At 47.0% G+C, this 22,159-nt stretch carries 29 protein-coding genes; 9 read left to right on the forward strand and 20 right to left on the reverse strand.

The window, feature by feature from the left end; all coding sequences use genetic code 11:
* Positions 1 to 119 precede the first annotated feature (119 nt).
* From Q4491_RS18035 to hisC, 9 genes are all read right to left on the reverse strand, one after another.
* Positions 120 to 431, reverse strand: coding sequence for an antibiotic biosynthesis monooxygenase (locus Q4491_RS18035; RefSeq protein ID WP_303459594.1), 312 nt, complete (start codon positions 429 to 431; stop codon positions 120 to 122).
* 151 nt (positions 432 to 582) lie between these two features.
* Positions 583 to 981 (reverse strand): GFA family protein, encoded by a 399-nt coding sequence (locus Q4491_RS18040; RefSeq protein ID WP_248220172.1) that lies wholly within the window; start codon positions 979 to 981, stop codon positions 583 to 585.
* Between the two features lie 142 nt (positions 982 to 1,123).
* Positions 1,124 to 1,753: an HAD-IA family hydrolase gene (locus Q4491_RS18045; protein ID WP_303459608.1), complete on the reverse strand. Its 630-nt coding sequence runs from the start codon at positions 1,751 to 1,753 to the stop codon at positions 1,124 to 1,126.
* Positions 1,754 to 1,865: 112 nt separating this feature from the next.
* Positions 1,866 to 2,399, reverse strand: coding sequence for a hypothetical protein (locus tag Q4491_RS18050; protein ID WP_303459610.1), 534 nt, complete (start codon positions 2,397 to 2,399; stop codon positions 1,866 to 1,868).
* Positions 2,400 to 2,481: 82 nt separating this feature from the next.
* Positions 2,482 to 2,973: a hypothetical protein gene (locus Q4491_RS18055; RefSeq protein ID WP_303459611.1), complete on the reverse strand. Its 492-nt coding sequence runs from the start codon at positions 2,971 to 2,973 to the stop codon at positions 2,482 to 2,484.
* A gap of 93 nt (positions 2,974 to 3,066) precedes the next feature.
* Positions 3,067 to 3,339 carry a hypothetical protein gene (locus Q4491_RS18060; RefSeq protein ID WP_303459613.1) on the reverse strand — a complete coding sequence of 91 codons (273 nt, stop codon included), beginning with the start codon at positions 3,337 to 3,339 and terminating at the stop codon, positions 3,067 to 3,069.
* Positions 3,340 to 3,425: 86 nt separating this feature from the next.
* Complete coding sequence (locus Q4491_RS18065) at positions 3,426 to 4,298, reverse strand: hypothetical protein (RefSeq protein WP_303459616.1); 873 nt, start codon at positions 4,296 to 4,298, stop codon at positions 3,426 to 3,428.
* Between the two features lie 989 nt (positions 4,299 to 5,287).
* A complete protein-coding gene (locus Q4491_RS18070; protein WP_192014139.1) occupies positions 5,288 to 6,061 on the reverse strand; it encodes an ABC transporter substrate-binding protein in 774 nt (257 codons plus the stop codon).
* Positions 6,062 to 6,094: 33 nt separating this feature from the next.
* Complete coding sequence (hisC, locus tag Q4491_RS18075; RefSeq protein WP_303459620.1) at positions 6,095 to 7,180, reverse strand: histidinol-phosphate transaminase; 1,086 nt, start codon at positions 7,178 to 7,180, stop codon at positions 6,095 to 6,097.
* Between the two features lie 182 nt (positions 7,181 to 7,362).
* Between hisC and Q4491_RS18080 the strand changes: the two genes are divergently transcribed.
* Positions 7,363 to 8,247 (forward strand): LysR substrate-binding domain-containing protein, encoded by an 885-nt coding sequence (locus Q4491_RS18080; RefSeq protein ID WP_192014143.1) that lies wholly within the window; start codon positions 7,363 to 7,365, stop codon positions 8,245 to 8,247.
* On the opposite strand, the gene Q4491_RS18085 is transcribed toward Q4491_RS18080, so the two are convergent.
* The 3 genes from Q4491_RS18085 to Q4491_RS18095 form a co-directional block, all read right to left on the reverse strand.
* On the reverse strand, positions 8,239 to 9,321 hold the full coding sequence (locus Q4491_RS18085; RefSeq protein WP_303459625.1) for a hypothetical protein: 1,083 nt from the start codon (positions 9,319 to 9,321) through the stop codon (positions 8,239 to 8,241). The two genes, Q4491_RS18080 and Q4491_RS18085, sit on opposite strands and share 9 nt — an antisense overlap.
* A 49-nt stretch (positions 9,322 to 9,370) precedes the next feature.
* Entirely contained in the window at positions 9,371 to 10,420 is a 1,050-nt protein-coding gene (locus Q4491_RS18090) for a hypothetical protein (protein WP_303459628.1), read from the reverse strand.
* A 302-nt stretch (positions 10,421 to 10,722) separates the two neighbouring features.
* A complete protein-coding gene (locus Q4491_RS18095; RefSeq protein WP_192014539.1) occupies positions 10,723 to 10,944 on the reverse strand; it encodes a hypothetical protein in 222 nt (73 codons plus the stop codon).
* Positions 10,945 to 11,222: 278 nt separating this feature from the next.
* Here Q4491_RS18095 and Q4491_RS18100 point away from each other — a divergent pair, with 278 nt between their 5' ends.
* Together Q4491_RS18100 and Q4491_RS18105 are read left to right on the forward strand one after the other, a co-directional pair.
* Positions 11,223 to 11,789 (forward strand): glutathione peroxidase, encoded by a 567-nt coding sequence (locus tag Q4491_RS18100; RefSeq protein ID WP_303459725.1) that lies wholly within the window; start codon positions 11,223 to 11,225, stop codon positions 11,787 to 11,789.
* A gap of 163 nt (positions 11,790 to 11,952) precedes the next feature.
* The gene (locus Q4491_RS18105; protein WP_303459630.1) at positions 11,953 to 12,930 is read left to right on the forward strand and encodes a hypothetical protein; all 978 of its coding nucleotides are present in this window, start codon (positions 11,953 to 11,955) and stop codon (positions 12,928 to 12,930) included.
* A 94-nt stretch (positions 12,931 to 13,024) separates the two neighbouring features.
* Here Q4491_RS18105 and Q4491_RS18110 read toward each other — a convergent pair whose 3' ends face one another.
* Positions 13,025 to 13,477 carry a GyrI-like domain-containing protein gene (locus Q4491_RS18110; RefSeq protein WP_192014151.1) on the reverse strand — a complete coding sequence of 151 codons (453 nt, stop codon included), beginning with the start codon at positions 13,475 to 13,477 and terminating at the stop codon, positions 13,025 to 13,027.
* A 170-nt stretch (positions 13,478 to 13,647) separates the two neighbouring features.
* On the opposite strand from Q4491_RS18110, the gene Q4491_RS18115 reads away from it, so the two are divergent.
* Entirely contained in the window at positions 13,648 to 14,028 is a 381-nt protein-coding gene (locus Q4491_RS18115; protein ID WP_161455251.1) for a PH domain-containing protein, read from the forward strand.
* Between the two features lie 43 nt (positions 14,029 to 14,071).
* On the opposite strand, the gene Q4491_RS18120 is transcribed toward Q4491_RS18115, so the two are convergent.
* Positions 14,072 to 14,740, reverse strand: a complete 669-nt coding sequence (locus tag Q4491_RS18120) for an alpha/beta hydrolase (protein ID WP_303459638.1) — start codon at positions 14,738 to 14,740, stop codon at positions 14,072 to 14,074.
* A gap of 112 nt (positions 14,741 to 14,852) precedes the next feature.
* Between Q4491_RS18120 and Q4491_RS18125 the strand changes: the two genes are divergently transcribed.
* Genes Q4491_RS18125 through Q4491_RS18135 form a run of 3 tightly spaced genes read left to right on the forward strand, consistent with a single transcriptional unit; the run spans position 14,853 to position 17,069 of the window.
* The gene (locus Q4491_RS18125) at positions 14,853 to 15,599 is read left to right on the forward strand and encodes a CPBP family intramembrane glutamic endopeptidase (RefSeq protein ID WP_192014155.1); all 747 of its coding nucleotides are present in this window, start codon (positions 14,853 to 14,855) and stop codon (positions 15,597 to 15,599) included.
* Between the two features lie 31 nt (positions 15,600 to 15,630).
* Positions 15,631 to 16,266, forward strand: coding sequence for an HAD family hydrolase (locus Q4491_RS18130; RefSeq protein ID WP_303459643.1), 636 nt, complete (start codon positions 15,631 to 15,633; stop codon positions 16,264 to 16,266).
* A 38-nt stretch (positions 16,267 to 16,304) separates the two neighbouring features.
* Entirely contained in the window at positions 16,305 to 17,069 is a 765-nt protein-coding gene (locus Q4491_RS18135) for a class I SAM-dependent methyltransferase (protein WP_192014159.1), read from the forward strand.
* A 59-nt stretch (positions 17,070 to 17,128) separates the two neighbouring features.
* On the opposite strand, the gene Q4491_RS18140 is transcribed toward Q4491_RS18135, so the two are convergent.
* Together Q4491_RS18140 and Q4491_RS18145 are read right to left on the reverse strand one after the other, a co-directional pair.
* Positions 17,129 to 17,464, reverse strand: a complete 336-nt coding sequence (locus tag Q4491_RS18140) for a tRNA-binding protein (RefSeq protein WP_192014160.1) — start codon at positions 17,462 to 17,464, stop codon at positions 17,129 to 17,131.
* A gap of 102 nt (positions 17,465 to 17,566) precedes the next feature.
* Complete coding sequence (locus Q4491_RS18145; RefSeq protein ID WP_192014161.1) at positions 17,567 to 18,277, reverse strand: AraC family transcriptional regulator; 711 nt, start codon at positions 18,275 to 18,277, stop codon at positions 17,567 to 17,569.
* A 132-nt stretch (positions 18,278 to 18,409) separates the two neighbouring features.
* Between Q4491_RS18145 and Q4491_RS18150 the strand changes: the two genes are divergently transcribed.
* Positions 18,410 to 19,051, forward strand: coding sequence for a DJ-1/PfpI family protein (locus Q4491_RS18150; protein ID WP_303459647.1), 642 nt, complete (start codon positions 18,410 to 18,412; stop codon positions 19,049 to 19,051).
* Position 19,052: 1 nt separating this feature from the next.
* Here the strand turns inward: Q4491_RS18150 and Q4491_RS18155 are convergent, their stop codons facing one another.
* The 4 genes from Q4491_RS18155 to Q4491_RS18170 all read right to left on the reverse strand — a co-directional run bounded on the left by Q4491_RS18155 (position 19,053) and on the right by Q4491_RS18170 (position 21,464).
* Positions 19,053 to 19,385, reverse strand: coding sequence for a DUF1840 domain-containing protein (locus tag Q4491_RS18155; RefSeq protein ID WP_192014163.1), 333 nt, complete (start codon positions 19,383 to 19,385; stop codon positions 19,053 to 19,055).
* An 11-nt stretch (positions 19,386 to 19,396) separates the two neighbouring features.
* Positions 19,397 to 19,975 (reverse strand): rhomboid family intramembrane serine protease, encoded by a 579-nt coding sequence (locus Q4491_RS18160; RefSeq protein WP_225445001.1) that lies wholly within the window; start codon positions 19,973 to 19,975, stop codon positions 19,397 to 19,399.
* Positions 19,976 to 20,041: 66 nt separating this feature from the next.
* Positions 20,042 to 20,851 carry a crotonase/enoyl-CoA hydratase family protein gene (locus Q4491_RS18165; RefSeq protein WP_303459652.1) on the reverse strand — a complete coding sequence of 270 codons (810 nt, stop codon included), beginning with the start codon at positions 20,849 to 20,851 and terminating at the stop codon, positions 20,042 to 20,044.
* A gap of 103 nt (positions 20,852 to 20,954) precedes the next feature.
* Positions 20,955 to 21,464 (reverse strand): hypothetical protein, encoded by a 510-nt coding sequence (locus tag Q4491_RS18170; RefSeq protein WP_303459654.1) that lies wholly within the window; start codon positions 21,462 to 21,464, stop codon positions 20,955 to 20,957.
* Between the two features lie 109 nt (positions 21,465 to 21,573).
* On the opposite strand from Q4491_RS18170, the gene Q4491_RS18175 reads away from it, so the two are divergent.
* Positions 21,574 to 22,116, forward strand: a complete 543-nt coding sequence (locus Q4491_RS18175; RefSeq protein ID WP_303459656.1) for a DUF4136 domain-containing protein — start codon at positions 21,574 to 21,576, stop codon at positions 22,114 to 22,116.
* Positions 22,117 to 22,159: the final 43 nt, after the last annotated feature.

Genomic DNA, 22,159 nt, shown 5'->3' on the forward strand with positions numbered 1-22,159 from the left:
AGAAAACCGCGGGCGCAATCCCCACCGAATCCCAATCGAGCAATTTGCTTATTAAGGCTGTCCGGGCTTGTTCAACATCCGGATAGAAGTGTCGGCTGCGCGACACGTATCCTTATTTGTTATAACCACATATTTTCGTGAACATCGTAATGGTTAACATGAAGATCAGGTTTTAACTTGTATTTTTCATCTTCTGGGTAGAGCTTTGCAACACTAATATCTTCACCAGCAAAAGCTTTTATGCACTCAAAGCTTTCCCAGTATGTTAGCAAAGTGATTTCAGCATCTGTACCTATGTCGCGATTAAAGATTTGTGCTCCGAGAAAACCTGAAGTCCCTGAAGTATCTTTAATGCCTGTTTCATACAAATAGGCAATGAACCCTTTTTCATAATGTTTGGGGCAAGTGGCTTTCCATTCCCTAGCAATCATAAATGCTCCATTTCATTCGGTGGTTATAACGCCCAGCGCAGGCGCAGCCAGCGCGGAGCACCTTTTGTGTTAATGTTTGAGCGCCAGCGAGTAACACAAAAGGTGCGTAGCGTTGGCTGTCGCTCTGCCGCTGTTTGTTATGTGCTACGGGCTATCGGCCTGGCTGCCACTCTGGGTGCGCGTGAATATGCTCACCGTACTCCAACCAAGAAACCTCATGAGATTTCCAGATACCAAACTCGGCTTTAACCCCAGGATCATCATCTAAAGTAGCCACACGAAGAACGTAATTTGGACTACCTTCTTTCTCAGCGATTAGCTGAGATCCGCAATTTGAGCAAAAGTACCGAACTTTTCCAGGCGAAGATTCATAACCTGAAATTTTATCCTCACCCTTTGCCCACTTAAAATTCTTCTTTGAAACTGCAGCAGCTGTATTAAATGCAGCTGAATGCGCCTTTCTACAGGTTTTGCAGGAGCAGTGTTGAATTGGGCTTTCTAGCTTTTCTATTTGATACTGAACCTGACCACACAAACAGCTTCCTTTCATACGAATAATGTTCCTTCAGTGTTCTGGCACATAACGCCCAGCGCAGGCGCAGCCAGCGCGGAGCACCTTTTGTGTTAATGTTTGAGCGCCAGCGAGTAACACAAAAGGTGCGTAGCGTTGGCTGTCGCTCTGCCGCTGATTGTTAAGTGCCGACCAACTCCGGAAGTTCTGCCATTCTTCGAAAACTCACAACACCTGCAGAATCGCACTCTTCATTAAAGCGATTGAAAAAATAGGTTTTCATACCTGCTTCGAAACCTGCTTTTACACCGACAGGCCCATCATCTATAACTATGCAGCGCTCTGGTGAGTAGCCCATTTCCTTTGCCGCATGCAGATAAATGCCAGGATCAGGTTTCCAGATTCCCACTTCGTATGAACTGAACAAATTATCACCAAAGTATTTGGATAGGCCACATAAATCAAGCGCCTGCTTAATTTTATGCATTGGCCCGCTCGATACTACGGCTTTAGGGCCTTTCAGAGACTCCAACACATCAATTACACCCTCGACGGGCTTCAGTTCATTGTCAAATAGCTCCGATACTATCTTTCTATAATCTTTGACGAAATTTGCGGACAGCTTTATCTCGTGCTCTTCCTCTAAGATTGAAAGCAAACTTGCCAGCTTCCAACCACGAAATCTTATAACAAGTTCGTCTGCATCAAGCTCTATACCATGACGCCTAAACATCAACACTAGTCCGACGTTACAAAGGTACTCGCTATCAACCAATGTTCCGTCGTTGTCAAAAAGGAAGCAGTTACTCATGGCCCTGACTTGCACATAACGCCCGCGTCAACTGCCGGAGGCTACTGACGCCTTTTGTGCTGGTTTTTGCACAAAGGGTGACAGTGGCCGGAGGTCAGATTGCACGCGCTTGTTATGCACTTTTTCCAATACTGTAAATTGGTTTATCACCTTGATGAAAGCCATTCCAGCAATATACATCAATAGTTTTTTCTATGACTGAGCAAACAAAAATATACCTAGCTTTTACAAGTTCTCCGAACCCAGAAAAAAGCTCTTTAGGAATGCTAACATAACCATCGCGATAAAAATCATACCCAGACTTCTTGGTATTAGACTTTCCTGATGATGTTTTATCTTTTGGAATTAATATTCCTAGAGTGATGACCTCATTATGCTCTTTACGAGAATAACTTACCTTTCCATGCTCTTTTAGGAGTTGTCCAAAAATTTTATGCCTAGTGTTATAAGCATCTTTAGACTCGTGACTTTTAGCTTCAATTATCAAATATTCACCAGACTTACTTAAATATTCAATATCTGAACAGGTCGCATTATCATCACCTATATTGATAGCTGTCTTAATTCCAAACTTAGGGTCTGAAACAATGATTTCTTCGAAGCACTCAATTAAAGGAGCTTCGTGCTTAACTTTCTCTCGTTTCAAATTACTCTCTCAAATTTCACTGTGCATAACGCCGCATTAATCGGACTAAAATAGTTGGTTATAATGTGTAGCGAAGCGGAACCTAACCAACTGTTTTAGTTCCGTTTAAATGCCTTGTTATGTTCTTTACGCACAAGAAATACGCCCATGCGATTAATATGATTTGCAATGGTGCTCGTATCAACAAATAAACAGCTCCCCATTGATGACCACCTAGCCCAACACTATTTAATGCAGCGTATATATTTGCAGGAAAAAACAATACAAAAATGAGAATACCAAGTTTTGCAGCAATGGGTTGGAGCTTATGTTTGAAAAGAGCAATACCAACTAATAATTCGAGAGCCCCCGTAAAATATATTAATGAAACTTTGAAAGGTACCCAAGAAGGAAGCATTTCAACCATTCCATCTGTTTTTACGATGTGACCTATAAAGAAAAAAATAAATGCTAGCCCTAACCCCCAACAAGCATACTTGTTAATATCAACAGGCACCTTCATGAATTTAGAGTAAGCAAAGGCCATAGCCAGCGGAGAAGAAAGAATTAAAAGAATTATTATTGGAGTTACCATGGTTCCATCCTAAGAACATAACGACGCCAGCACGCGCGGCTTTGTAGTGAAGGCGAAGCCGCAACGGAAAAGCCGTCGCTGTGCCTGGCCTTGTTAACTGTGGGTCTGAATAAGCTCATTAACCCATGCTTTTAGTTTAGGTATTACTTCTTCTAGCTTTGACTCAAAGTCCTCTTCCTCGAAGTAACCCTCGGTTTCAATTTTATATTGCCAATCCCTAACCTGCTGATGCACTGAGTAAGGTATTCCCTCTAGCGCTTCGATTGATTCGTAAACTCTCTGCGCGAAAGCATCACGATTGCTTCGGTTTTTGTCGTATTGGTCAATTTCGACTAAAAGCCTTTCCAAAACCGTTTTATTCGACATTCGTACTCGGTGCTTCATACAGTTAACGCCCGCATTTGCGGCTGGTTTGGAGCGCAGCGGAAAACCAGTCCGACAACATGCGCTTGTTAAGCACTTTTGACCACCTTGAGTACAGACTTTATTTCACTTGTCTTATTAAGATGATTTCTCTCTAATATTCTGGAAAGATTATTCGCCAGAATATTTTCTGGAATCTTGCCTGATAGCAATTTCAACTTATCTTTAGAAGTCTGCTGAAAGTCATAGCCAAATTTAGTTAAGAAAGCCATAAGGACAAAGTGAAACAGACTCAAAGAATGCCACTTCAAGCAGGCCTTTTCATCCGATACCCCATCTATATAATTGACCATTTTCGTGTATTCGGCGCTATTACTTTTTTTCTTAAATTCTGAATAAGTAATAACACCTTCATCCGTAATTAATGAATCAACCATATGGAGGAAGTCATCTTTAAAGAAGTGATCAGTGGCATGAGAAGCATCATATTCATGGCCGTCAAATAGAGCCGTATCACAAAACATTTGCGGGAATATTTTTAAGTACTTAATAAACTCTAAATCTTCTGAGTCACTAATGGTGCTATCTAAATAAACCATCTCTTTTTCGATTTTCCTACACCATGCAAAGAAAGATAAAAAACGGTAGGTAAAAGATTCCAAATAATAAAGTTCATTGATGGTTTTATCATCACGAAGCTTGTGCCACTTCTTATCGCAGTTATCAGAAAAATTCCAAAGCCTATGATTTAGAGATTCACTAGAATCCATAAGCCTAACCTTGTGTTTGGATATCGCTTCTTTTATTTTTTTTCTTTGCTCATATTTGTGATCAGCCTTTAACTTGAAATTATGAAAGTGCTTATCCCAAATAGATTTTACTATCGAAGAAGCAATAAACATAAAAACAGTGACTACAGCTGAGATTAGAGCAGCGATGATCTTTGGGTCAAAATCATTCATTCATATATTCCGATTGTGCTTAACATTTTATTCAACGACACCATGTCGTATAACTCTGTCATATAACTCTTTCAATCAAAAACCAATTAAGCATCTGATTATATTTAATTAAATTCGCTTAACCAGATAAATCTATCAGTAAGATATACGACACCATGTCGTGTATCCTACTCAATCTGCTTCTGTTAACCAACTGATATTCCATACTTTTCTTGTATTTTATGACTTACCCCAAAAATCAGCGACACTTCGTCTTGTGAGAAAAGCGACATCGGTCACTTACCCAGCACAAAGAAGCCACAGAAGTACACTTACCTCATGGATTCCCGCTTGCACGGGAATTACCATAAATCATTGAATTAAATAAACTTAACCAGGTTTGGCGTGTACTTTATAAGCAGTCGTGAGAAGTTCGAGGTTTGCCTCTCACAAGGGAAAAATTCAGGACGAATTTTTAGGTTGTCGGCGCCGGGAGCGTCTACAACCGACCCGGACCACACCAAAGAACAAAAGGCATTTCTGGGTACTCTTTTTGCCTTAAAAGAGTACCTGGCGCGCATCAAACCATGCTGAATGACACACCGAACTCAAGCGCGACATACCCACCCAGCCTTAGAAATCGCACTCGCTGCATGGATTCCCGCCTACGCGGGAATGACAGTAAGACATTGAATTATAATTAATTTAACTATGTTTGGCGTGTGTTTTAAAAGCAGAAATGAGAAGTTTGAGGTTTGCCTCTCCCCCAGGGAAAAATTCAGGACGAATTTTTAGGTTGTCGGCGCCGGGAGCGCCTACAATCGGCCCGGACCACACCAAAGAACAAAAGGCATTTCTGGGTACTCTTTTTGCCTTTAAAGAGTACCTGGCGCGCATCTGACAATGTCAAATAAGCCACAGAATCAAATACGCGACAAACTCACCCAACCCCAGCGCAAAAAAAATCCGAAGCAACCGCTTCGGATTTTTCAGAGAGTAAACGGAAATCCTTACTCACCGTAAATATCAAACTTAAAGTACTTACCGGCAATACGGTCATAGGTACCATTTTCACGGATAGCCTGAATCGCTTTGTTGAATTTATCCGCCAGTGCTTTGTCTGTTTTACGCAGTGCCAGGGCTGTTCCCTCGCCAATATAAGCTTTGTCTGTTACTGCTTCACCGACAAACTCGAAATTCTGGCCTTGCTCTTTTTCCAGAAAAGCCAGCGCAAGCTGATCCGAGTTACCAAAGGCGGCATCGAGACGGCCGGTAGTTAAATCCAGATACACTTCGTCTTGCCCTGTGTAACGCTGAATTTTCGCTACATCGCCATACATGTCAGTGACATAACGGTCATGAATAGTGCCCAGCTGAACACCGATCTTTTTCCCTTCCAGGCCGGCTTTATCTATGCTGATACCAGCATCGCTACGAGCAACAAACCGGGCCGGAGTCTGATAATACTTGTCGGTAAACAATACCCGCTGCTTACGTTCCTCTGTGATACGCATAGATGCCATGATTGCATCTGACTTACGGGCTAACAGCGACGGAATCAAACCGTCCCAGCTCTGCGTTACCCAAACGCAGTCCAGTTTCGCTTCCTGGCAGAGTGCATCGGCAATTTCAATATCAAACCCTTTCGGGGTGCCATTCGCGTCTTTGTAGTTAAATGGCGGGTAAGTAAAATCGGATGCTAAACGTACCGGTTTATCCGCAGCCTGAACATTCGCCATCATTGCTGTTGCCAGGATCAGACCCAGACCTAGTTGCTTTTTCATTGTTGTCCCCTCTTACACTGTCGTGTTTATTCTTTAATTTAATGGATACTCTTTTAACGCATCCAGTGTTTCCTGCATGCTGTTTCGGGTACCGATAGAAATACGGACACAGCGAGCCAATCGCGGATCATGAGCCTGATTACGGGTCACTATGCCTTTTTGCAGCAGGTACTGATAGAGACAATCGTCGGTACTGAATTTAATCAGAACAAAATTGGTGGAAGACGGATACACCTTCTCGACGAAAGCCAGCCCTGCCACTTCCTCAGCAAACCAGTTTCGAATGGACACCAGCTCATCCGCCTGACGACGCATGGCCTCAAGTCCTTCTTCCTGGAGTGCTTTTTTGGCGACCAGCGCACTTGGATCCGCTATCGGATAAGGAGGAATCAAGCGTGCAACATAATCCATCACACTCGTGTCAGCCAGTAAAAACCCTACTCGGATCGAGGCCAGTCCGAACGCTTTGGACAGGGTGCGAATCACAACAAGATGCGGATACTCGGCTATCAGATTCACCACACTGGTGTGCGGCGCAAACTCAATATAGGCCTCATCAACCACCACCAGAGTGGAGTCTTTGCTCGCTTCAAGCAAATCCACAATTTGCTCGTGAGGGATAACGTTACCTGTCGGATTATTAGGCGAACATAAAAACAGAATTTTACTGTCTTTCAGATAAGGGGTAATCGCCTCCACATTCAGACTGAAGTCCTCTGCCAAAGGCACTTTCACTGTGTTCACTGCAATTGAATCGGCACAGAACTCATACATTGCATAAGTGGGAGGGCAAACAATGATTTGATCATTACCCGGCTGGCAAAACGTCCGAATCAATAAATCGATCCCCTCATCGGCCCCGCGAACCGCCAGCGATTGACATTGCAGCGCTGCGCCACCTAAGACATTTTCGCTGTATTCCAGATACGCTTTTTCAATAACGTGCGGAAGAAAATCAGGGTAGCGATTGTAACTCTCTGATTCGCCGTAACGCTCACTCTGCTCCAGCTCGTTGGCGTTAAGCCAGATATGTCCTTTCCCGCCAATGCGGCGAGCAGACTGATAGGGTATGAGGTTTTTTACTACCTCTGGAACTAATTTCGTAGCTAGCGACGTCACAACACACCTCTTCGCAATGCATGAATAACAAAATTAAACCCAGATTTATGATTAAACATTCAACCTGAGAATCTTTATATTTTCCGTTTACATAAATTAAACAAATAAATTTGAAATAAGAATCGAAAAGTAGGCATACTAGCCATGAGAAAAACGCATGGCTTGAGAGGTTTGATTCACTGATGCGACTTCCTTCTACCCGAGAGCTTCAGGCTTTCCTGATAACCGCTGAACACTTAAATTTTACGATGGCAGCTAAACACCTGAATGTCACTCAAGGCGCTGTTAGCCGCCAGATTCTGGCTTTGGAAGAACAGTTGAAAGTCAGACTGTTTCAACGCCATGCCCGCGGGCTGACGCTGACAACCAAAGGGCATGCATTTTTACCCATGGTGCAGCATGTCATGACCCAACTGCAAAAGGCAGTCGATCAGGTGTCGAATGAGAAACAGCAGATCAAGTTAAAAGCCCCCAGCTGTATTACCTCCTGGCTGCTGCCAAAACTGATGTCATTTCAGCAGGCCCACCCTGATATTGATGTCGAGTTAACCTCTGCCATCATGCACAGCGTGAATTTCTCGTCCGAACCTTTTGATGCGGCGATTTGCTATGACGAGCAACCTCCCCATAAAGAAGTAAAAACATTTCGTCTGTTTGATGAATACTTGTCACCCATGTGCTCACCAGTGTTATTTCAACACTCTCAACTGCCCGTTTCGCCGGAGCAGCTCAGTCAGCATACCTGGCTGCATGCAACGCCACAGCATACCGACTGGCGGTTATGGCTGACACATATGGGTTATGTGGGTAAACACGCCATCCAGAACCAGCGGTTTGCCACTCTGGATTTAACAGTAAGTGCGGCTATTCAGGGCTTTGGTATCGCGGTGGGGGATGTTGAACTGGCCAAGCAAGACTTAGATGCCGGCCGGTTAATCATGCCCTGCCCGCAAAGTGTGCCTTCGGGTAAACGATATTATCTGGTTCGGCCAAACGTGACTCCGAATGCATCCTTGTCCCTGCTGTTTGACTGGATTCTCAGTGACATTCCGCCCGCCTCAGTCTGAGGCGGCCGATTGCAAAAACTGCATGCGTTGCTGCTCTTCTGGTGTGGGGGTATACGGTTCATCACTCAACAGAGACACGTCTATGGTGCCCAAGGGCCAGACGGGTTTCTGGCTGATACCATATTCCGTTTCTTCACCGGGAAAGCCCGACATTTTCTCTACCTGAAACGTTCTCAGTTCATAGTCATCTGTGTCAGACAGGACACTATTGTGCGCTTTCAATGTGACCGTCTGTTCACCTGCAAAAAGCGATTGCCTGGCGCTCAGAACGGCGACAGGCTTCCCACTCTGGGTATAAAGGTTGGCTCTGACACGGTATATCCCATCACGCTTAACCGACAATGTGACCGGAATACTCATATCAGCACGCTCGGAAACTGGCTTAGCGACTGCAACAACTTCTGCCACCGGTATGTAATAGCGAAAATCAGCGGTAAGTATGTCGGAGCCTGTTGTGAAGTAAATGTTTGCTCTGGCTCGTATTTCTGACGGCCAGCTCTCGTCAGACTCAAAGAAAACCTGATTGCCCAGTGATTGTTCAGCGGCCAGCTTTTGATGTGTATTGACATCAATCAGCTCAACAGATATCGACTCAACCGGCAAACTGCTCTGCACCGTCAGGCTCACGGGATCAGGATAAAAATGCCGAAAGGAATCAAGAAATAACGACGCAGTATGATTACCGTCCATGACGGGAGCCTGCACCGCGACAAACCGGTTCGGCTCAAGCCACTGGGTATCCTGAACCGATAGTGGCCTGGAGTAAGACGGATAAGCCAGTTCTGCAGCGTATACACTTGAAATCACAACAAATTGATCTGCCATATCAACAGGAAGCGTTATCTCCTTCTGCCCAGGTGCAGTTTTTCTGTCATCTGAAACCGATAAGTGGGGTGTCACTATTGCTGGCTGGGTCGCCACCAAAGCGGCTTTATTGCTGGTACTAACAGTTTCTCTGGCTGCAACCTGCACAGATTCCGTATCCGTGTGCTGAGTTGGCCAAATGCTATAGATGGCAAACATCAACACAGCAGTGCCTGAAAGCCCGACGACTATTATCCTTTTCTTTTTCATATCCAACCTGCTGAGGATGGCTTTGGCCTGTGCCAAAGCCATGAAGAGATCACAAGAAAGAATGCACAATTTCAGACATAGTCAGGGTATCCGAACCATCGACATAACGGTAATAGGCGCCATTTAGCCAGAACCACTCATCGGTATAATTCACGCGGACACTTTTTCCATCCAGCAAGCTGACCTGCTCCGCAGCCGTTGTAACTTGTCCTTCATGCTTATTATGGATCAGGCCGCTGTGGCTGTAGCCTTCCCCCATCAGTAATGGGTAATGATAAGGCATGAACTGGCTGACACCTCGAGATTGTGTTGTAAGCTTACCGTTATAGCCCACATTCACCGAGCAGCTGTTAAAATCCCCCGCGTTACTGGCACCGCAAGTGGAATGACTGGCCACTACCCCGTCATCATTACCGGGCAGATACCCTGAAGTGACCCCCAGGTAATCGCTGCTGTCGCCGGTAAATCGAATTCTGGGAACACGGCTGTCCGGCAAGGCAGCAAGCTGGCGCGCATTGGCAACACGAAGATCGTTCAATACGCCCGTATTGTTTTTGCTGGGCATCTCTCCCAGCCACAAGGACACTGCGTATTTCAGCATGCTGTTCCATGTTCCGCTGCCTTCAGCAACATTCACTGCCATGTCACCTAATTCAGACCCGCCACCGGCACCCGCAAAATCAAATGTCGCAATAATATTGAGTGGCTGCAGGCCGGCATTTTCCAGCCAGTTTGCCTGGTTATCGATCAGATAGCGCGTCACCAGATCACCGGTTGAATGGGTGACAAACACGCAACCTGGATGACATAAACCTTGCTCCGAAAACGCTTTCAGCTTAGGCCACACGTAATCTGTCGATATTTTTCCCGTAATCCGTTCGTGAGATGGCCAGTCGATACGGGCATCAGCACGGGATTGCCAATAATCTTGCCAGTACGAGGCCCCGTCCAGATTAACCTGACTACTGTCGGGTTTTGATTGCAACTGCCCAGGCTGGAAGCCATGAACCAGGACGACTTTGTAATCGCTCAACGCGGCCTGAGCAGAACCCGCCGCAAGGAGTGTTGCTAAGGTGAGGTAGGTCGAAAGTGTCTTCATAGTCATTCTTCTTCGTTATCAACATTATTCTTTCATGTGGCGCAACAGTCACTTCAGTTGCACTGCATCTAGTATTTGCGACTACGAGCATTTTTTATCTTCTTAATGTTAAAAATTTGATCTAAACCATAACTTTTTTATCACAAAGAAGACGAAAAAACGCATAAAAATGCGCACTTTCGAAAGTGAAAATGTTTGATAATTTTTAAATTTGATTTATTTTTCAGAAGACTAAAGAGATAGGGCTGATTTAAACAAGGCTGCGCTGGTCATTATTCACAGCAGAGAAAAGGAGAAACGAGTTACTTCACTCGCATGACACTATGATGGCTATCGCCTAATGTAAACTCAAGCACCTGAGAGCGCTTCATGCTCTCTACTTCACTCAGCATCGCTTCACTGTAACCTTTCTTGCTCATCCACTGGAGCGGTGTTGTAAAGCTGTCTTCACTCACTATGAATGACTCATCCTGGAAACGGCTTTCACGGACATTGACGACCCAGATCCTCTGCTGAAAGTCCATCACGGACTGAAAAGCCGTCAGCAATCGCTGCCATCCGCTGTTTTTGGGTCTGTTCAAGCGCCCTCCTACAATTAAAGTGTCTATCAATAACTGCCACACGTTAAAGCTTGTCTGTCGGATTGCAAGACTTTGTGCATCAATTCTTACTGCATGCCAAATAAATCTGGTGAATGTCTCGCAATGTTGCGATAAGACGTTAGAATTTATCAACATACAGCTTTAAATAGCCTCTCGGCTGTGGCTGGTTCACACGACAGGATTCACTTATGCTCCGCCCAATGACTAAACACCTGATTCTAGCGACTGCTATTGCCACTGCGTCAGCGACTTTCACTACAGTGCAAGCCGCTGAACCTGAATGTCCGCCATTGTTAAACCATGAGTTCACTAAACTTAACAGTGCTGATTCCGTGAATTTATGCCAGCAATTTCAAGGTCAGGTTCTGCTGGTAGTCAATACCGCAAGCCAGTGCGGTTTCACCCCTCAGTATGAAGGTCTCGAAACCTTGTATCAGACTTACAAAGACCAGGGGTTTGCCGTTATCGGTTTCCCGTCCAATGACTTCTTCCAGGACAGAGGCAATGAAGAAAACACGGCAAAAGTCTGCTACCTGGATTACGGCGTAACGTTTCCCATGATGAATCGCAGCGCTGTTCGCGGCAGCGACGCCAACCCTGTGTTTAAGCAACTGACTAACGACTTGGGTATCACGCCCAAATGGAACTTCTACAAATATCTGGTCGATCGCAATGGCAAAGTACTCACCGTTTTTGCCAGTACCACCAAGCCGAACGATCCTAAACTGACGCAAAGTATCGAACAATTACTGACGCAAGCTCAGTAACCAGACTCCCTGTTTTTGGCCTGCTGCGACTTTTTTCTATGACCCGAATCGCATCAGGCCAATGCTTTGCAATTTTCCTGCTTATTTTTGATTTCACCCCTTGTTCTTTCACGAACAACCTGCGATCTTATCGCCATTCATTACGTTCCATCACACCTTAACCATGTCAGGACACACCATCAAAGGCATCCCTTTAATTCAGGCTTCAGCCCTGTCTCTTATTACGCTTTCCGTTATTTACCCGTTATCAGCCTTGGCTGGCGATCACCCAGAACTCAGTATTGAACAAATGTGTTCACAAGTGGGTCATATTGAGCTGGCAGCATTAACGCCGGCAGACCGCGAGGCTTATCTGCTGGCACAGGCTGATAACACACTGTACCAAGTGTGGGAAATAGCAGAGAAGGTCTCAACAGGTTCCACTTACCCCCTGACAGAAAAGAATCAGCTTACGCTACAGCTCATCTGCGAAGGCGGATTCGCGCCTGCAGAAGAGAAGTATGCCGTACAGGATGCGTTTGATCATTGGCAACATAATCAGCCATTCACATTTGATTTGTGCCAATACATCACTAGCGGTGTTGGCTCGGCTTTCTGTGCCAATCGGTTTGCCGGTGAACAGCATATTGAAAGAAAACAACGACAGGATACCGCTATCCAACAGTTGCCTGTTTCTCAGCAGCAAACCATTAAAAACGCGGTCAGAATGGCAGAAGACTTCTTTGAGCACAGAGCAATACATGAAGAACTTCACGGTGGCAGCAGCCATACGGCCTTTCGCATTGAATCGGTATCTAACCAAAACGACAGATATCTGTCGCAAATTCTGGACACGTTAGCGGGTAACCAGCCAGAAGACATTCCATCGTTAGATGAAGCCGATTCTACATTAAGCCAGACTTATGACAGCCTGATTCAGCGCCTGAAAATGGGGCCGATTGAAGACTTTAACCTGGAAGTCACTGCTCGGGATGTTGAAAGCGTACAGAGAGCCTGGCTGATTTACAGAGAACAAACCGCAATGATGCTGGCTTCTCTGAACACTACCCTGACCATGCAGGACTGGCTGGGAATACTCACGGCTGAACGCAACCGGCAATTGTCTGAAATGCTGGAATACATGGATTTAGATAAACGCTAATTTGTTCTGATTTCTGGTATACCGTTATCCGGTTACAGCCACCAGCCCCCGACATTTCACCTGGGTTGGTGGCTGCGATACCAACAGTAGTTCCCTACTTAACCGGAATGCAGAAACTGGTGTCACAAATATCATTTGCTTCATCCACACTGTGGTACAACTCAAAACACGGTCGCTCATCATCGAACTGCATTTTGGTCTCTTCCGCTATCTCCTGATGCAGCTGTTGCCAGTACCTCCCGTATTGCGTCTTATCTGTTACTTGTTTACGTAACGTTGCGTAATCGCCACCCGGTAAATGAGTCAGCGCAATCGGGCCTTCTACCTGAGTGCTTTCAGGCACAGTGATGCCGACACGGGTGCGGCATTCTTGCGGTGGTGTTTTTTCCACATCATCAAGGTAGACGAAAATACACCGCCCTCCCTGCAGCCCTTGCTGTGCCGCCCAGCCAAACAGGGTGCTTAATGCCGGATCATAATTCTCACCGTATGGCCCCTGTACTTCGACATAAGCAAGCCAGTTCGCAGACAATTTTTCCTTTTGCATTATCATTCTCCAGTTAATGAACAACAAAAAAAAGCACTGTATAAATATACAAGTCCATTCTGACCTGTCAATATACCGAGCTGGTATATTTCTGCATTGATGCGTATTGTTTAATCAGCGCCACACAAAGCAAATTACTGACTAACTCAATAATTAAAAAGGAAAACACCATGGGCCTACTGGATAAACTACTGGGCAATGCCGGAGAAATGGCGATTTCTGAAGCGACGGAAGAGCTTCAGATCATTCTGGGGCCTAATGAAAAGATTGAGCTGGCCTACAAGCTGATAAGAGACATGCTGATCCTGACCGACTGCCGTTTATTGCTGATAGACAAACAAGGTATGACAGGGCGAAAAGTGGAATATCGTTCAATACCTTATAAGTCGATTACCATGTTTCTGGTGGAATCGACTGGCAATTTTGACTTAGACGCAGAGTTAAAAATCTGGATTTCAGGCCAGCATGATCCAATCGGTATGGAATTTGGCAGCAAAACCAATATCTACCAGCTGCAAGGATTACTTGCCAGTAAAATTGCCGGGAAATAGTCCCGGCTCAGTCGGGTCAATAACGAACCGGGTACGAGCGAGGCTAATTATCGATATTTAAGGTGTGCTTCAGCCAGTCTGCAATATCTTTAACCTGTTGCATGCACACCTGATGTTCCATGGGGTAAACCCGCCACTGGGGCTGAAAGCCGAGCTCCTGTAAATCTTCTGCTGCCGATTTACCCATGGATGGCAGCACGACAGGATCAAAGCTGCCATGCATCACTTCGATAGGCAGGTGGCGATTAGCAGGTGCCACATCAATGCTTTTAGCGGTCGGAAAATAGGTGGACAGCGCCAGTAAACCGGCCAATGGATGCGGATAGGTTAACGCGACCTGATAAGCCACAGCCCCTCCCTGAGAGAAACCGGCCAGAATGATCCGATCACTCGTAATGCCCCGCCCACGTTCACGGTCAATCAGATCCGCCACTTTGTCGGCAGATTCCAGCAACTGTTCTTTGTCCAATTTCCGGCCGATACCCATTTCGAGAATATCGTACCAGGCTGGCATCACCATTCCGCCATTAACTGTCACAGGCAACGACGGTGCATGAGGAAAAATAAAGCGCACAGGGGAATTAGCAGGTAACTTTAATTCAGGGAGAATGGCTTCGAAATCATGGCCATTCGATCCCAATCCGTGCAACCAGATAACAGAAGCAGTGGGTTTGACCTTAGGATTGACTTCAACGCAGTCTAATTGAGGCATGATAAATTCCTTATCAATCAGTTCTGTGGTCCATGTTACGCAAGTTAACGAATGCTGACCAGCACGCATTTACCATGTACAATCAGACGCACATAAATAAGTAGGGAAAGCAATGAAAATAGACAAGAATGATTCAACCATTGACGATTTTCCTTTTTATAACGACAAACCTGCTGCCTTCAGCCCCCGCCAGTGGCTACTCCTTGTGGTACTAGTCTTTGCTGGGTTTGCGGTATTGATTACTCCCATCCCACTCTTTGCCACCCCATTTGGACAATTCATTCCCGCCATCCTGTTTTTTGCCATTCCTCTTTTCTATCTTGCCCGGATAGCTCCCTTCCACTGGCGCGCAATCTTTCGCCCGATGTCATTTAATCATCTCAAATGGATGATAGGTATTGGTCTGTTAAATCTAGTAATCAGCGTCTTGCTCGGTTTACTGGTCGTCAAACTTTTTGGTGCCAACCCTAATCATGCTTTGGCACAGTTGTCAGACATGACGACCGTAGAAAAAGTATTGTTTTTTCTCAAGACCTTGCCACAGCTGTTTGGCGAAGAAATTTTCACTATTCTGCCTTTCCTGGCGCTGATGCATGTTTTCTATTCCCACTGCCACTTTTCAAGAACGCGCTCGATTATTCTGGCATGGGTGATCACCGCCGTCATTTTTGGCCTGGCGCATTTACCCACCTATGGCTGGAACCTCTTACAATGTCTGTTAGTCATAGGAACCGCCCGGCTGGTGTTATCCCTTGCTTACCTCAAGACCAAAAGTATCTGGGTCTCTACCGGCGCCCATATTATCAATGACTGGATAATGTTCAGCATGGCACTGTTTGTTGGTGTACCCACCACATAATTAGACGCTATAGGTTCAGGAGACCGCATAAATGAAGCATGACATCTTGATTTTTGATCTGGACGGCACCATCAGTGACCCCAAAGAGGGGATCGTTAAATCATTCAATTACGCCCTCGCCCATGGCGGGCTGCCCGAATTGCCCGAGCAGAAGATAGCCAGCTACATTGGCCCACCACTGGACAAGACGTTTATCGCGTTAACGGGCAATCATGACCCACAATTCATCGCCGATCTGGTGGCCCGCTACCGTGAGCGATACGCAGACATAGGTTATTCTGAAAACAGGCTTTATGACGGTGTAAAAGACACCCTGCTTACCCTGCACAATCAGAAAATACACATGGGTATCTGCACGTCAAAGCCTGCTGTCTTTGCCAAACAGATTCTGACGCTGTTCGGCCTGGACGGCCTGTTCGAATTTATCAATGGTGGCGATGTCGGGATTGAAAAGTGGCAGCAACTGCAAGACTTGCGGCAGCGGTTCACGATCAGCCAGCATTCACTCATGATTGGCGACAGAGCGGTTGACCTGACAGCGGCCCGCAAGAATGGCCTGCAATCTGCCGGTGTGCTCTGGGGCTATGGTTCAAGCAAAGAGCTGGAAACTGAGCATCCCGCTTATATGTTTGAAAAGCCAGCACAATGGCTGCAACTGATTCAATAACCGGTAATCGTATCACTAAATGCAAGGAATCATCTGCTATGACAGGGAATACAGAACGCTTTTCAGACCGGGTCGATGACTATCTGAAATATCGCCCCGGCTACCCGCTCGCCTTGATCGAGACGTTAGTGTCTCAAACCCATCTCGATAGTCAGTCACAGATTGCCGATATCGGCGCGGGTACCGGCATACTGACAAAATTGCTGCTCGATAAAGGGCTTCAGGTGAGCGCCATTGAACCCAATGACGCCATGCGGTTTGCTGCTGATCAGCAACTGGCAGAATACTCTGGCTATACCAGTTCGGCCGCACCTGCTGAACGCACAGGTTTAGCTGATGCGTCGGTTGATCTGATCACCGCCGCCCAGTCTTTTCATTGGTTTTGCAATGAGCAAACCCGTCGCGAGTTTCAGCGCATTGCCAGACCAGGCGCGCATCTCGCGTTAATCTGGAATCAGCGCAAGCTCTGCACACCGATTCAACAGCAGTATGATGACCTGTTGGCCCAGTACGGCACGGATTACACCAGCGTCAATCACATGAATCTGACCGACGGCGATCTCAGTCATTTCTTTGCCGATGGCCAAATGCAAAAACTGGCCTTTGAATACCGGCAATATTTCGACTTAGACGGTTTTATCGGCAGAGTACGTTCAGCGTCTTATTGCCCGCCGCAAGACAGCGCCGCTTACCATGCGCTCACTGATGCCCTGACGACTTTATTTCATACTCACCAGATCGACGGACAGTTGACCTTCGACTACGACACCTACCTCTATCTGGGTAAAATTCACAAACCATAAATCATCCACAGACAGCGGGTACTCTATCCGCTGTCTGCCCTGACCACTTTCTGACTGCTTTATCCGAGCCGCGCACCAACGGGGATATCCTGATCCGGCACAGCCAGCACGACAGAGCCATCTTCGCGATAGAATCCGGTCACCAGGCATTCCGACATAAAGGGGCCGATCTGTTTGGCCGGAAAGTTGACCACTGCCATCACCTTTTTACCGACCAGCGTTGTTGCGTCATATAAGTCGGTAATTTGCGCGCTGCTTTTACGCTGGCCTATGTCCTCACCAAAATCCAACCAGAGCTTAAACGCCGGCCGCCTTGCTTCCGGAAAAGCTTCGACGGCAATGATCTGTCCGATTCTGAGATCCACTTTTTCGAAATCCTGCCAGCAAATATCCATACTCTTTCCTGCCTCACTGATTAAAAGAGGTTAGAAATTAGCGCAGAATTATTCCGCCGTTTTTGCTGAAAAGCCGGTTTTGTATTGCCAGAAGCCGAACTCTCACCGCTGGCGTATCTGTCGGGGCGTTTCCCCCCAATACACCGAAAAACGACGGCTGAATGCTGACACATCCGTAAAGCCTACCCGCTCGGCAATCAGGGAAACAGGTAAATCTGAATGCGCCAGCAGCGCTTTGGCTTTTGTCATACGCTGAGTGAGCAAGTACTGCCCCGTCGTCATCCCCATATGCTGCTTGAACAGCGTCTTGAACTGGCTGAGACTGAGGCAGGCCCGTACCGCCAGTTCACCAAGAGACGGTGTTCGACTGATGTCTTCATTAAGAAAACGTACGGCTTCACTTATCCGGCCATCACGACAAGCGGGAATGACCTGATTCTGCAATAAGTGATAAAACAGCGCTGACATTGACTCTATCAAACCGGGCTGTGCCGACTGTGTCAGTTGAAGTTCCAGAAACTGACAATAGGCGACCAGTTCAGGCGAAGTCGCAAATACAGGTCGGGGTAACTGCTGCATGCTCTCTGGCAAGTTGTCCAGATCAGCAACCAGAAAACGGCATTTTTCATCCGCTTTAAACTCATGCATCATTTCAGCCCGGATAACCACACACTGCCCAGGTCCGACCTTTCCAGAGTAACCAGGCAATGTCATGGTTATATTGCCATGCAGGGGCAGCACTAACTGATGATACGTATGTAAATGAGCACGCATTACCAGAGAATAACTTCGAATCGATAGTCTGACCGTCATGTAAGCGATATCTCTGTCTCAGGGCTGCCATACCATAGAGAAAATATTACCTCTGGTCTGGCAGGATTTTTTTGGATAACCAGTTAAACAACTATGCTTTACGTTAGGTTGAGCAATTTAAAGTGTGACAGGATGACAGAAGCCCTTGCCCCAGACAAACAGCGTGGAATCAGTATTGTGATCCCCTTATTTCCAGAGTTTTGCCTGCTGGATGTCAGTGGCCCGCTGACGCTGCTGAACGCGCTCGAAGAAGAGATTACAGTGACTCTGGTCTCTGAGAACGCCTCAGCCGTTATCAGTGAGCAGGGTGTCAGCCTGATGACTGAGGCCGACTTTAATGACGATCTGTTCTGCGATTTGTTACTGGTACCTGGTGGTAAAGGCGTCAAAGCCAGTCTGAACAACCCTCAGCTGCTTCAATGGATAAGCCGCCAGGGCCGCAAAGCCAGAATTTGCTGTGCCGTTTGTACCGGATCGGCACTGCTGGCTCAGGCCGGACTGCTGGATCACAAAGCCGCAACCACCAGCAAACACCAGTATCATTGGGTCAGTGAGCTCAACCATAACGTGCAATGGCAGCCTGTTGCCAGATGGGTTCAGGATGAGAACACCTTTACCGCATCCGGCACTGCCGCAGGGCTGGATATGTCGCTTGGTCTCATTGCCTTTTTAATGGGGGAGGAAGCAGCACGTAAGGTTGCCATTGACGCAGAATACCTGTGGCGCAACGATCCGGACGACGATCCTTTTGCACCACTTCATCTGGTCGAGTGAATCAGTTGTCTGATTCCCACATCACCACGACCTCATCCGCGATGGCAGATTCCAGCATCTCAATCAGTGGTCTGGCTCTTGTCATCATACTGATCTGTGGCTCTTGATCTTCCCAGGGATCCTCTTCCGCTTCTGTTTCAGCCTGCTGAACCGCTTCTTGTTTTTCTGCTTCTGCCAGTTTACTTTGCAGATTCGACAACGCTTGCGGCACGTCATCGACATCAATGATACCGGGAATATTTTCGCAGTATCCCATCATATGAATCAGTTGTTTTGCCACATCGCCAAACATGGTGATGTTGGCACTGGCTTGGGAGTGAAAGGTAATTAACATGCGTCATCCTCTTATTGTTCAACATTTGCTATGGCTTTGGCTTTATCCCGCCGGGCGAACACATAGCCGGCCATCACACCGGCCAGCGCACCGGACAAATGACTTTCGTAGCTTATCCAGCTATGCGCGGGAATGATCCCCGTCAGCATCGGGCCGTAAAAAAACATCACAATCAAAGCAATCGCCATCGACTTGATACTACGTCTGAGCACGGCATAAACCAATAGATACGCCCAGAGTCCGTAGATAATACCGCTTAAGCCAATATGGTAATGCATGCGGCCAAATAACCACACGCCTGCCCCGCTGACCGCCCAACTGATCATAAAGACAGAGATCAATCTGGCCGTCCCTGAACGTGACACCAGATAAGCCAGGGCTGAAAATGACACCATATTACTGAATAGGTGTGCCCACGAGCCATGGATAAACGGATAGGCTAACAGGCCTATCGCATGGTTAAGGTGTCTTGGCAGCAAGCCAAAATCCAGCAGGTAGCCATTCAGCAGTACATTGACAACCTGTACGACAAAACAAACCACAACGACTGCGCCAATAAAACAGATGGCGTCTTTGTCACTTTGATCCAACAGGCTCTCCTCCAGCGGGGTCTTTAGAAAGTATAAGCCTGCTGAACAGATAAGCCCATGGATTTGTTACCAAAATGACTGGCGTTGCCGATAGGGTTTATCCGCTTTGTTACGCTGCCTGTATCCGGCGATGTGAAAATTCTTCCCCAGAATCAACCTCAGCTGGCTGATGGTTTCTTTGGCCAGCAAATACCGTTCGCTGCGAGACCAGCTGCTGGTTGTGGTTGATTTGATGGCAGCAATCGCATCTGGCGACGCCTGACAGAACTGCTGAGCCAGCACTTGCGCGGCTTGGCGTGGGTTATCATGAATTTCCGTGACCAGGCCAAGTTGCTGCGCGCGAGAGCCGGATACGATTTCGCCGGTCATCGTGAGCTTCATCGCCACATCTTTTGCCACCAACTCGCGCAGTGACAGTAAGCCCGCCATATCTGGCACCAGGCCCCAGCGTATCTCCATGATAGACAGTTCAGATTCCGGTGTGGCAAAACGAAAATCGGCCCCCAGCACTATCTGCATGCCACCGCCATAACAACGCCCTTCTATCGCAGCAATCACTGGCACGGGAATACGGCGCCAGTTGCGCGATACCCGCTGGGCGAGATTGGCATTGCCCGGCATCCATTTTTTGAGCACTCCCAACACCTTGCTCGGTGAGGTCGCTACACTCTTAACATCCAGGCCACTGCTGAAGTTACCGCCCTCACCGGTTAAAATAATGGCACGAATATCTTTTCGCTTACGCAAAGACTGGCTGACGCTATCCAGTTCTTTGAATAACCTGATATCCAGCGCATTCAGTTTCTCAGGCCGATTTAAAGAGACGGTAACAATACCCTCTTCTTCTGTTACCAAAAGCCGTTGCCAGTTTGACATGCTACATCCTTGTTTGTTATCTGGTCAGTCCAGATAAGTGTACCTGACTGATTGATAAAATCAGCTGGCAGATGATGAAACTCTGCCCGGTGCCACACAGGAGCTACTTCTTTACCGCCTGATAGCCCATGACATCAGCAAATCGCTGCCAGTCGGCAGAGTCCGGGCTGGTAAGCGGCTGATAAACATGTACAACCGCTGTTTCACCTGCCGGGGTGCACGTTTCCCCCATCAGGGCAATGGAGGCACTAAAGAGCGGTACATCTGCTGCCCGGCACCATTCCCCTTCCATTCGACCCTTTTGACGACGACAAAACGCCTGAATGCGCGCTTGGTAGCCTTTAACTGAAAAATCACCGGACAGGCACCAAATACGCTCATACTCCACATAGCCGTCTAGCGGATGAAAAAGAAGGCCGGGTATCTCTGTCTTATCTGCTCGCTCTGCTTTGTCTGACTGGGCATCGCTCACTCTGGTCTGGTCGATGAAATGAACCGACAGGCTGACAATGTCTGTCTCGGCCCCCTGTGCCGCAGGGTTTTCCGCCAACAGACGACTACCAGCAGCAACGAAAATGATTAGCACAGCAAAACAACCACCTGCGACTTTCATTCTTGCTCCCGGATGAAAAATGTCACTCTCAGATGTATTGATTATAGAAGCCGCCAAAACGCTATACTCAAAGCAACCGCGATCCCATCAGCTAGCGAGGGTAGATGGCATGAGAGCTTTACTACTGATATTTATTCCCAGTGTCCTGATTCTGCTGAGCGGGTGCAGCGCCAAGGTATCCACTGACTACAATGCAAACGTCAACTTCGGCCAGTACAAGACCTTCCAGTTTGCTGAGCCTGGAAAATCGTCGATTGTCAGTCTTGATAAAGCGCGGCTGGAAGACACCATCAAACGGGAATTAAGATATAAAGGTCTGCAACCGGTACTGGAAGCAGAGCCAAAGGCTGATATCACGGTTCACCCCTATATCCGGGAAATGACAGATTTTGACTCTTACGGCACCTCAGTCGGATTCGGAGTTGGTTACGGTTATAGCAGCATTGCCTATTCAGCCCCTGTCAGATTCCGTGAATACACCTATGGCAAGCTGATCGTTGAATTAATTGATAACAAAACCAATAAAGTTATCTGGCGTTCTATTTCCCGTCGTCAACTGACAGAAAGCATGACCCCGACAGCCAGAGACAACTTCATACAGGAACAGGTCAGTGAAATGTTCACACAGTACCCGCCCGGTCAGGGCGGCTGATATCACCTCAAACGCCATGCCTGAATACAAAAAAAAGCGAGAG

This window comes from Photobacterium sp. 2_MG-2023, from assembly GCF_030547675.1.
Taxonomy (GTDB): Bacteria; Pseudomonadota; Gammaproteobacteria; order Enterobacterales; family Vibrionaceae; genus Photobacterium; species Photobacterium arenosum.

Bases quoted from the DNA above. Each gene is read 5' to 3' on its own strand.
- Q4491_RS18035 (WP_303459594.1), bottom strand. From the start codon at position 431: ATGATTGCTAGGGAATGGAAAGCCACTTGCCCCAAACATTATGAAAAA.
- Q4491_RS18040 (WP_248220172.1), bottom strand. From the start codon at position 981: ATGAAAGGAAGCTGTTTGTGTGGTCAGGTTCAGTATCAAATAGAAAAG.
- Q4491_RS18045 (WP_303459608.1), bottom strand. From the start codon at position 1,753: ATGAGTAACTGCTTCCTTTTTGACAACGACGGAACATTGGTTGATAGC.
- Q4491_RS18055 (WP_303459611.1), bottom strand. From the start codon at position 2,973: ATGGTAACTCCAATAATAATTCTTTTAATTCTTTCTTCTCCGCTGGCT.
- Q4491_RS18060 (WP_303459613.1), bottom strand. From the start codon at position 3,339: ATGTCGAATAAAACGGTTTTGGAAAGGCTTTTAGTCGAAATTGACCAA.
- Q4491_RS18065 (WP_303459616.1), bottom strand. From the start codon at position 4,298: ATGAATGATTTTGACCCAAAGATCATCGCTGCTCTAATCTCAGCTGTA.
- Q4491_RS18070 (WP_192014139.1), bottom strand. From the start codon at position 6,061: ATGAAAAAGCAACTAGGTCTGGGTCTGATCCTGGCAACAGCAATGATG.
- Q4491_RS18080 (WP_192014143.1), top strand. From the start codon at position 7,363: ATGCGACTTCCTTCTACCCGAGAGCTTCAGGCTTTCCTGATAACCGCT.
- Q4491_RS18085 (WP_303459625.1), bottom strand. From the start codon at position 9,321: ATGAAAAAGAAAAGGATAATAGTCGTCGGGCTTTCAGGCACTGCTGTG.
- Q4491_RS18090 (WP_303459628.1), bottom strand. From the start codon at position 10,420: ATGAAGACACTTTCGACCTACCTCACCTTAGCAACACTCCTTGCGGCG.
- Q4491_RS18095 (WP_192014539.1), bottom strand. From the start codon at position 10,944: ATGGACTTTCAGCAGAGGATCTGGGTCGTCAATGTCCGTGAAAGCCGT.
- Q4491_RS18100 (WP_303459725.1), top strand. From the start codon at position 11,223: ATGACTAAACACCTGATTCTAGCGACTGCTATTGCCACTGCGTCAGCG.
- Q4491_RS18105 (WP_303459630.1), top strand. From the start codon at position 11,953: ATGTCAGGACACACCATCAAAGGCATCCCTTTAATTCAGGCTTCAGCC.
- Q4491_RS18110 (WP_192014151.1), bottom strand. From the start codon at position 13,477: ATGCAAAAGGAAAAATTGTCTGCGAACTGGCTTGCTTATGTCGAAGTA.
- Q4491_RS18115 (WP_161455251.1), top strand. From the start codon at position 13,648: ATGGGCCTACTGGATAAACTACTGGGCAATGCCGGAGAAATGGCGATT.
- Q4491_RS18120 (WP_303459638.1), bottom strand. From the start codon at position 14,740: ATGCCTCAATTAGACTGCGTTGAAGTCAATCCTAAGGTCAAACCCACT.
- Q4491_RS18125 (WP_192014155.1), top strand. From the start codon at position 14,853: ATGAAAATAGACAAGAATGATTCAACCATTGACGATTTTCCTTTTTAT.
- Q4491_RS18130 (WP_303459643.1), top strand. From the start codon at position 15,631: ATGAAGCATGACATCTTGATTTTTGATCTGGACGGCACCATCAGTGAC.
- Q4491_RS18135 (WP_192014159.1), top strand. From the start codon at position 16,305: ATGACAGGGAATACAGAACGCTTTTCAGACCGGGTCGATGACTATCTG.
- Q4491_RS18140 (WP_192014160.1), bottom strand. From the start codon at position 17,464: ATGGATATTTGCTGGCAGGATTTCGAAAAAGTGGATCTCAGAATCGGA.
- Q4491_RS18145 (WP_192014161.1), bottom strand. From the start codon at position 18,277: ATGACGGTCAGACTATCGATTCGAAGTTATTCTCTGGTAATGCGTGCT.
- Q4491_RS18150 (WP_303459647.1), top strand. From the start codon at position 18,410: ATGACAGAAGCCCTTGCCCCAGACAAACAGCGTGGAATCAGTATTGTG.
- Q4491_RS18155 (WP_192014163.1), bottom strand. From the start codon at position 19,385: ATGTTAATTACCTTTCACTCCCAAGCCAGTGCCAACATCACCATGTTT.
- Q4491_RS18165 (WP_303459652.1), bottom strand. From the start codon at position 20,851: ATGTCAAACTGGCAACGGCTTTTGGTAACAGAAGAAGAGGGTATTGTT.
- Q4491_RS18170 (WP_303459654.1), bottom strand. From the start codon at position 21,464: ATGAAAGTCGCAGGTGGTTGTTTTGCTGTGCTAATCATTTTCGTTGCT.
- Q4491_RS18175 (WP_303459656.1), top strand. From the start codon at position 21,574: ATGAGAGCTTTACTACTGATATTTATTCCCAGTGTCCTGATTCTGCTG.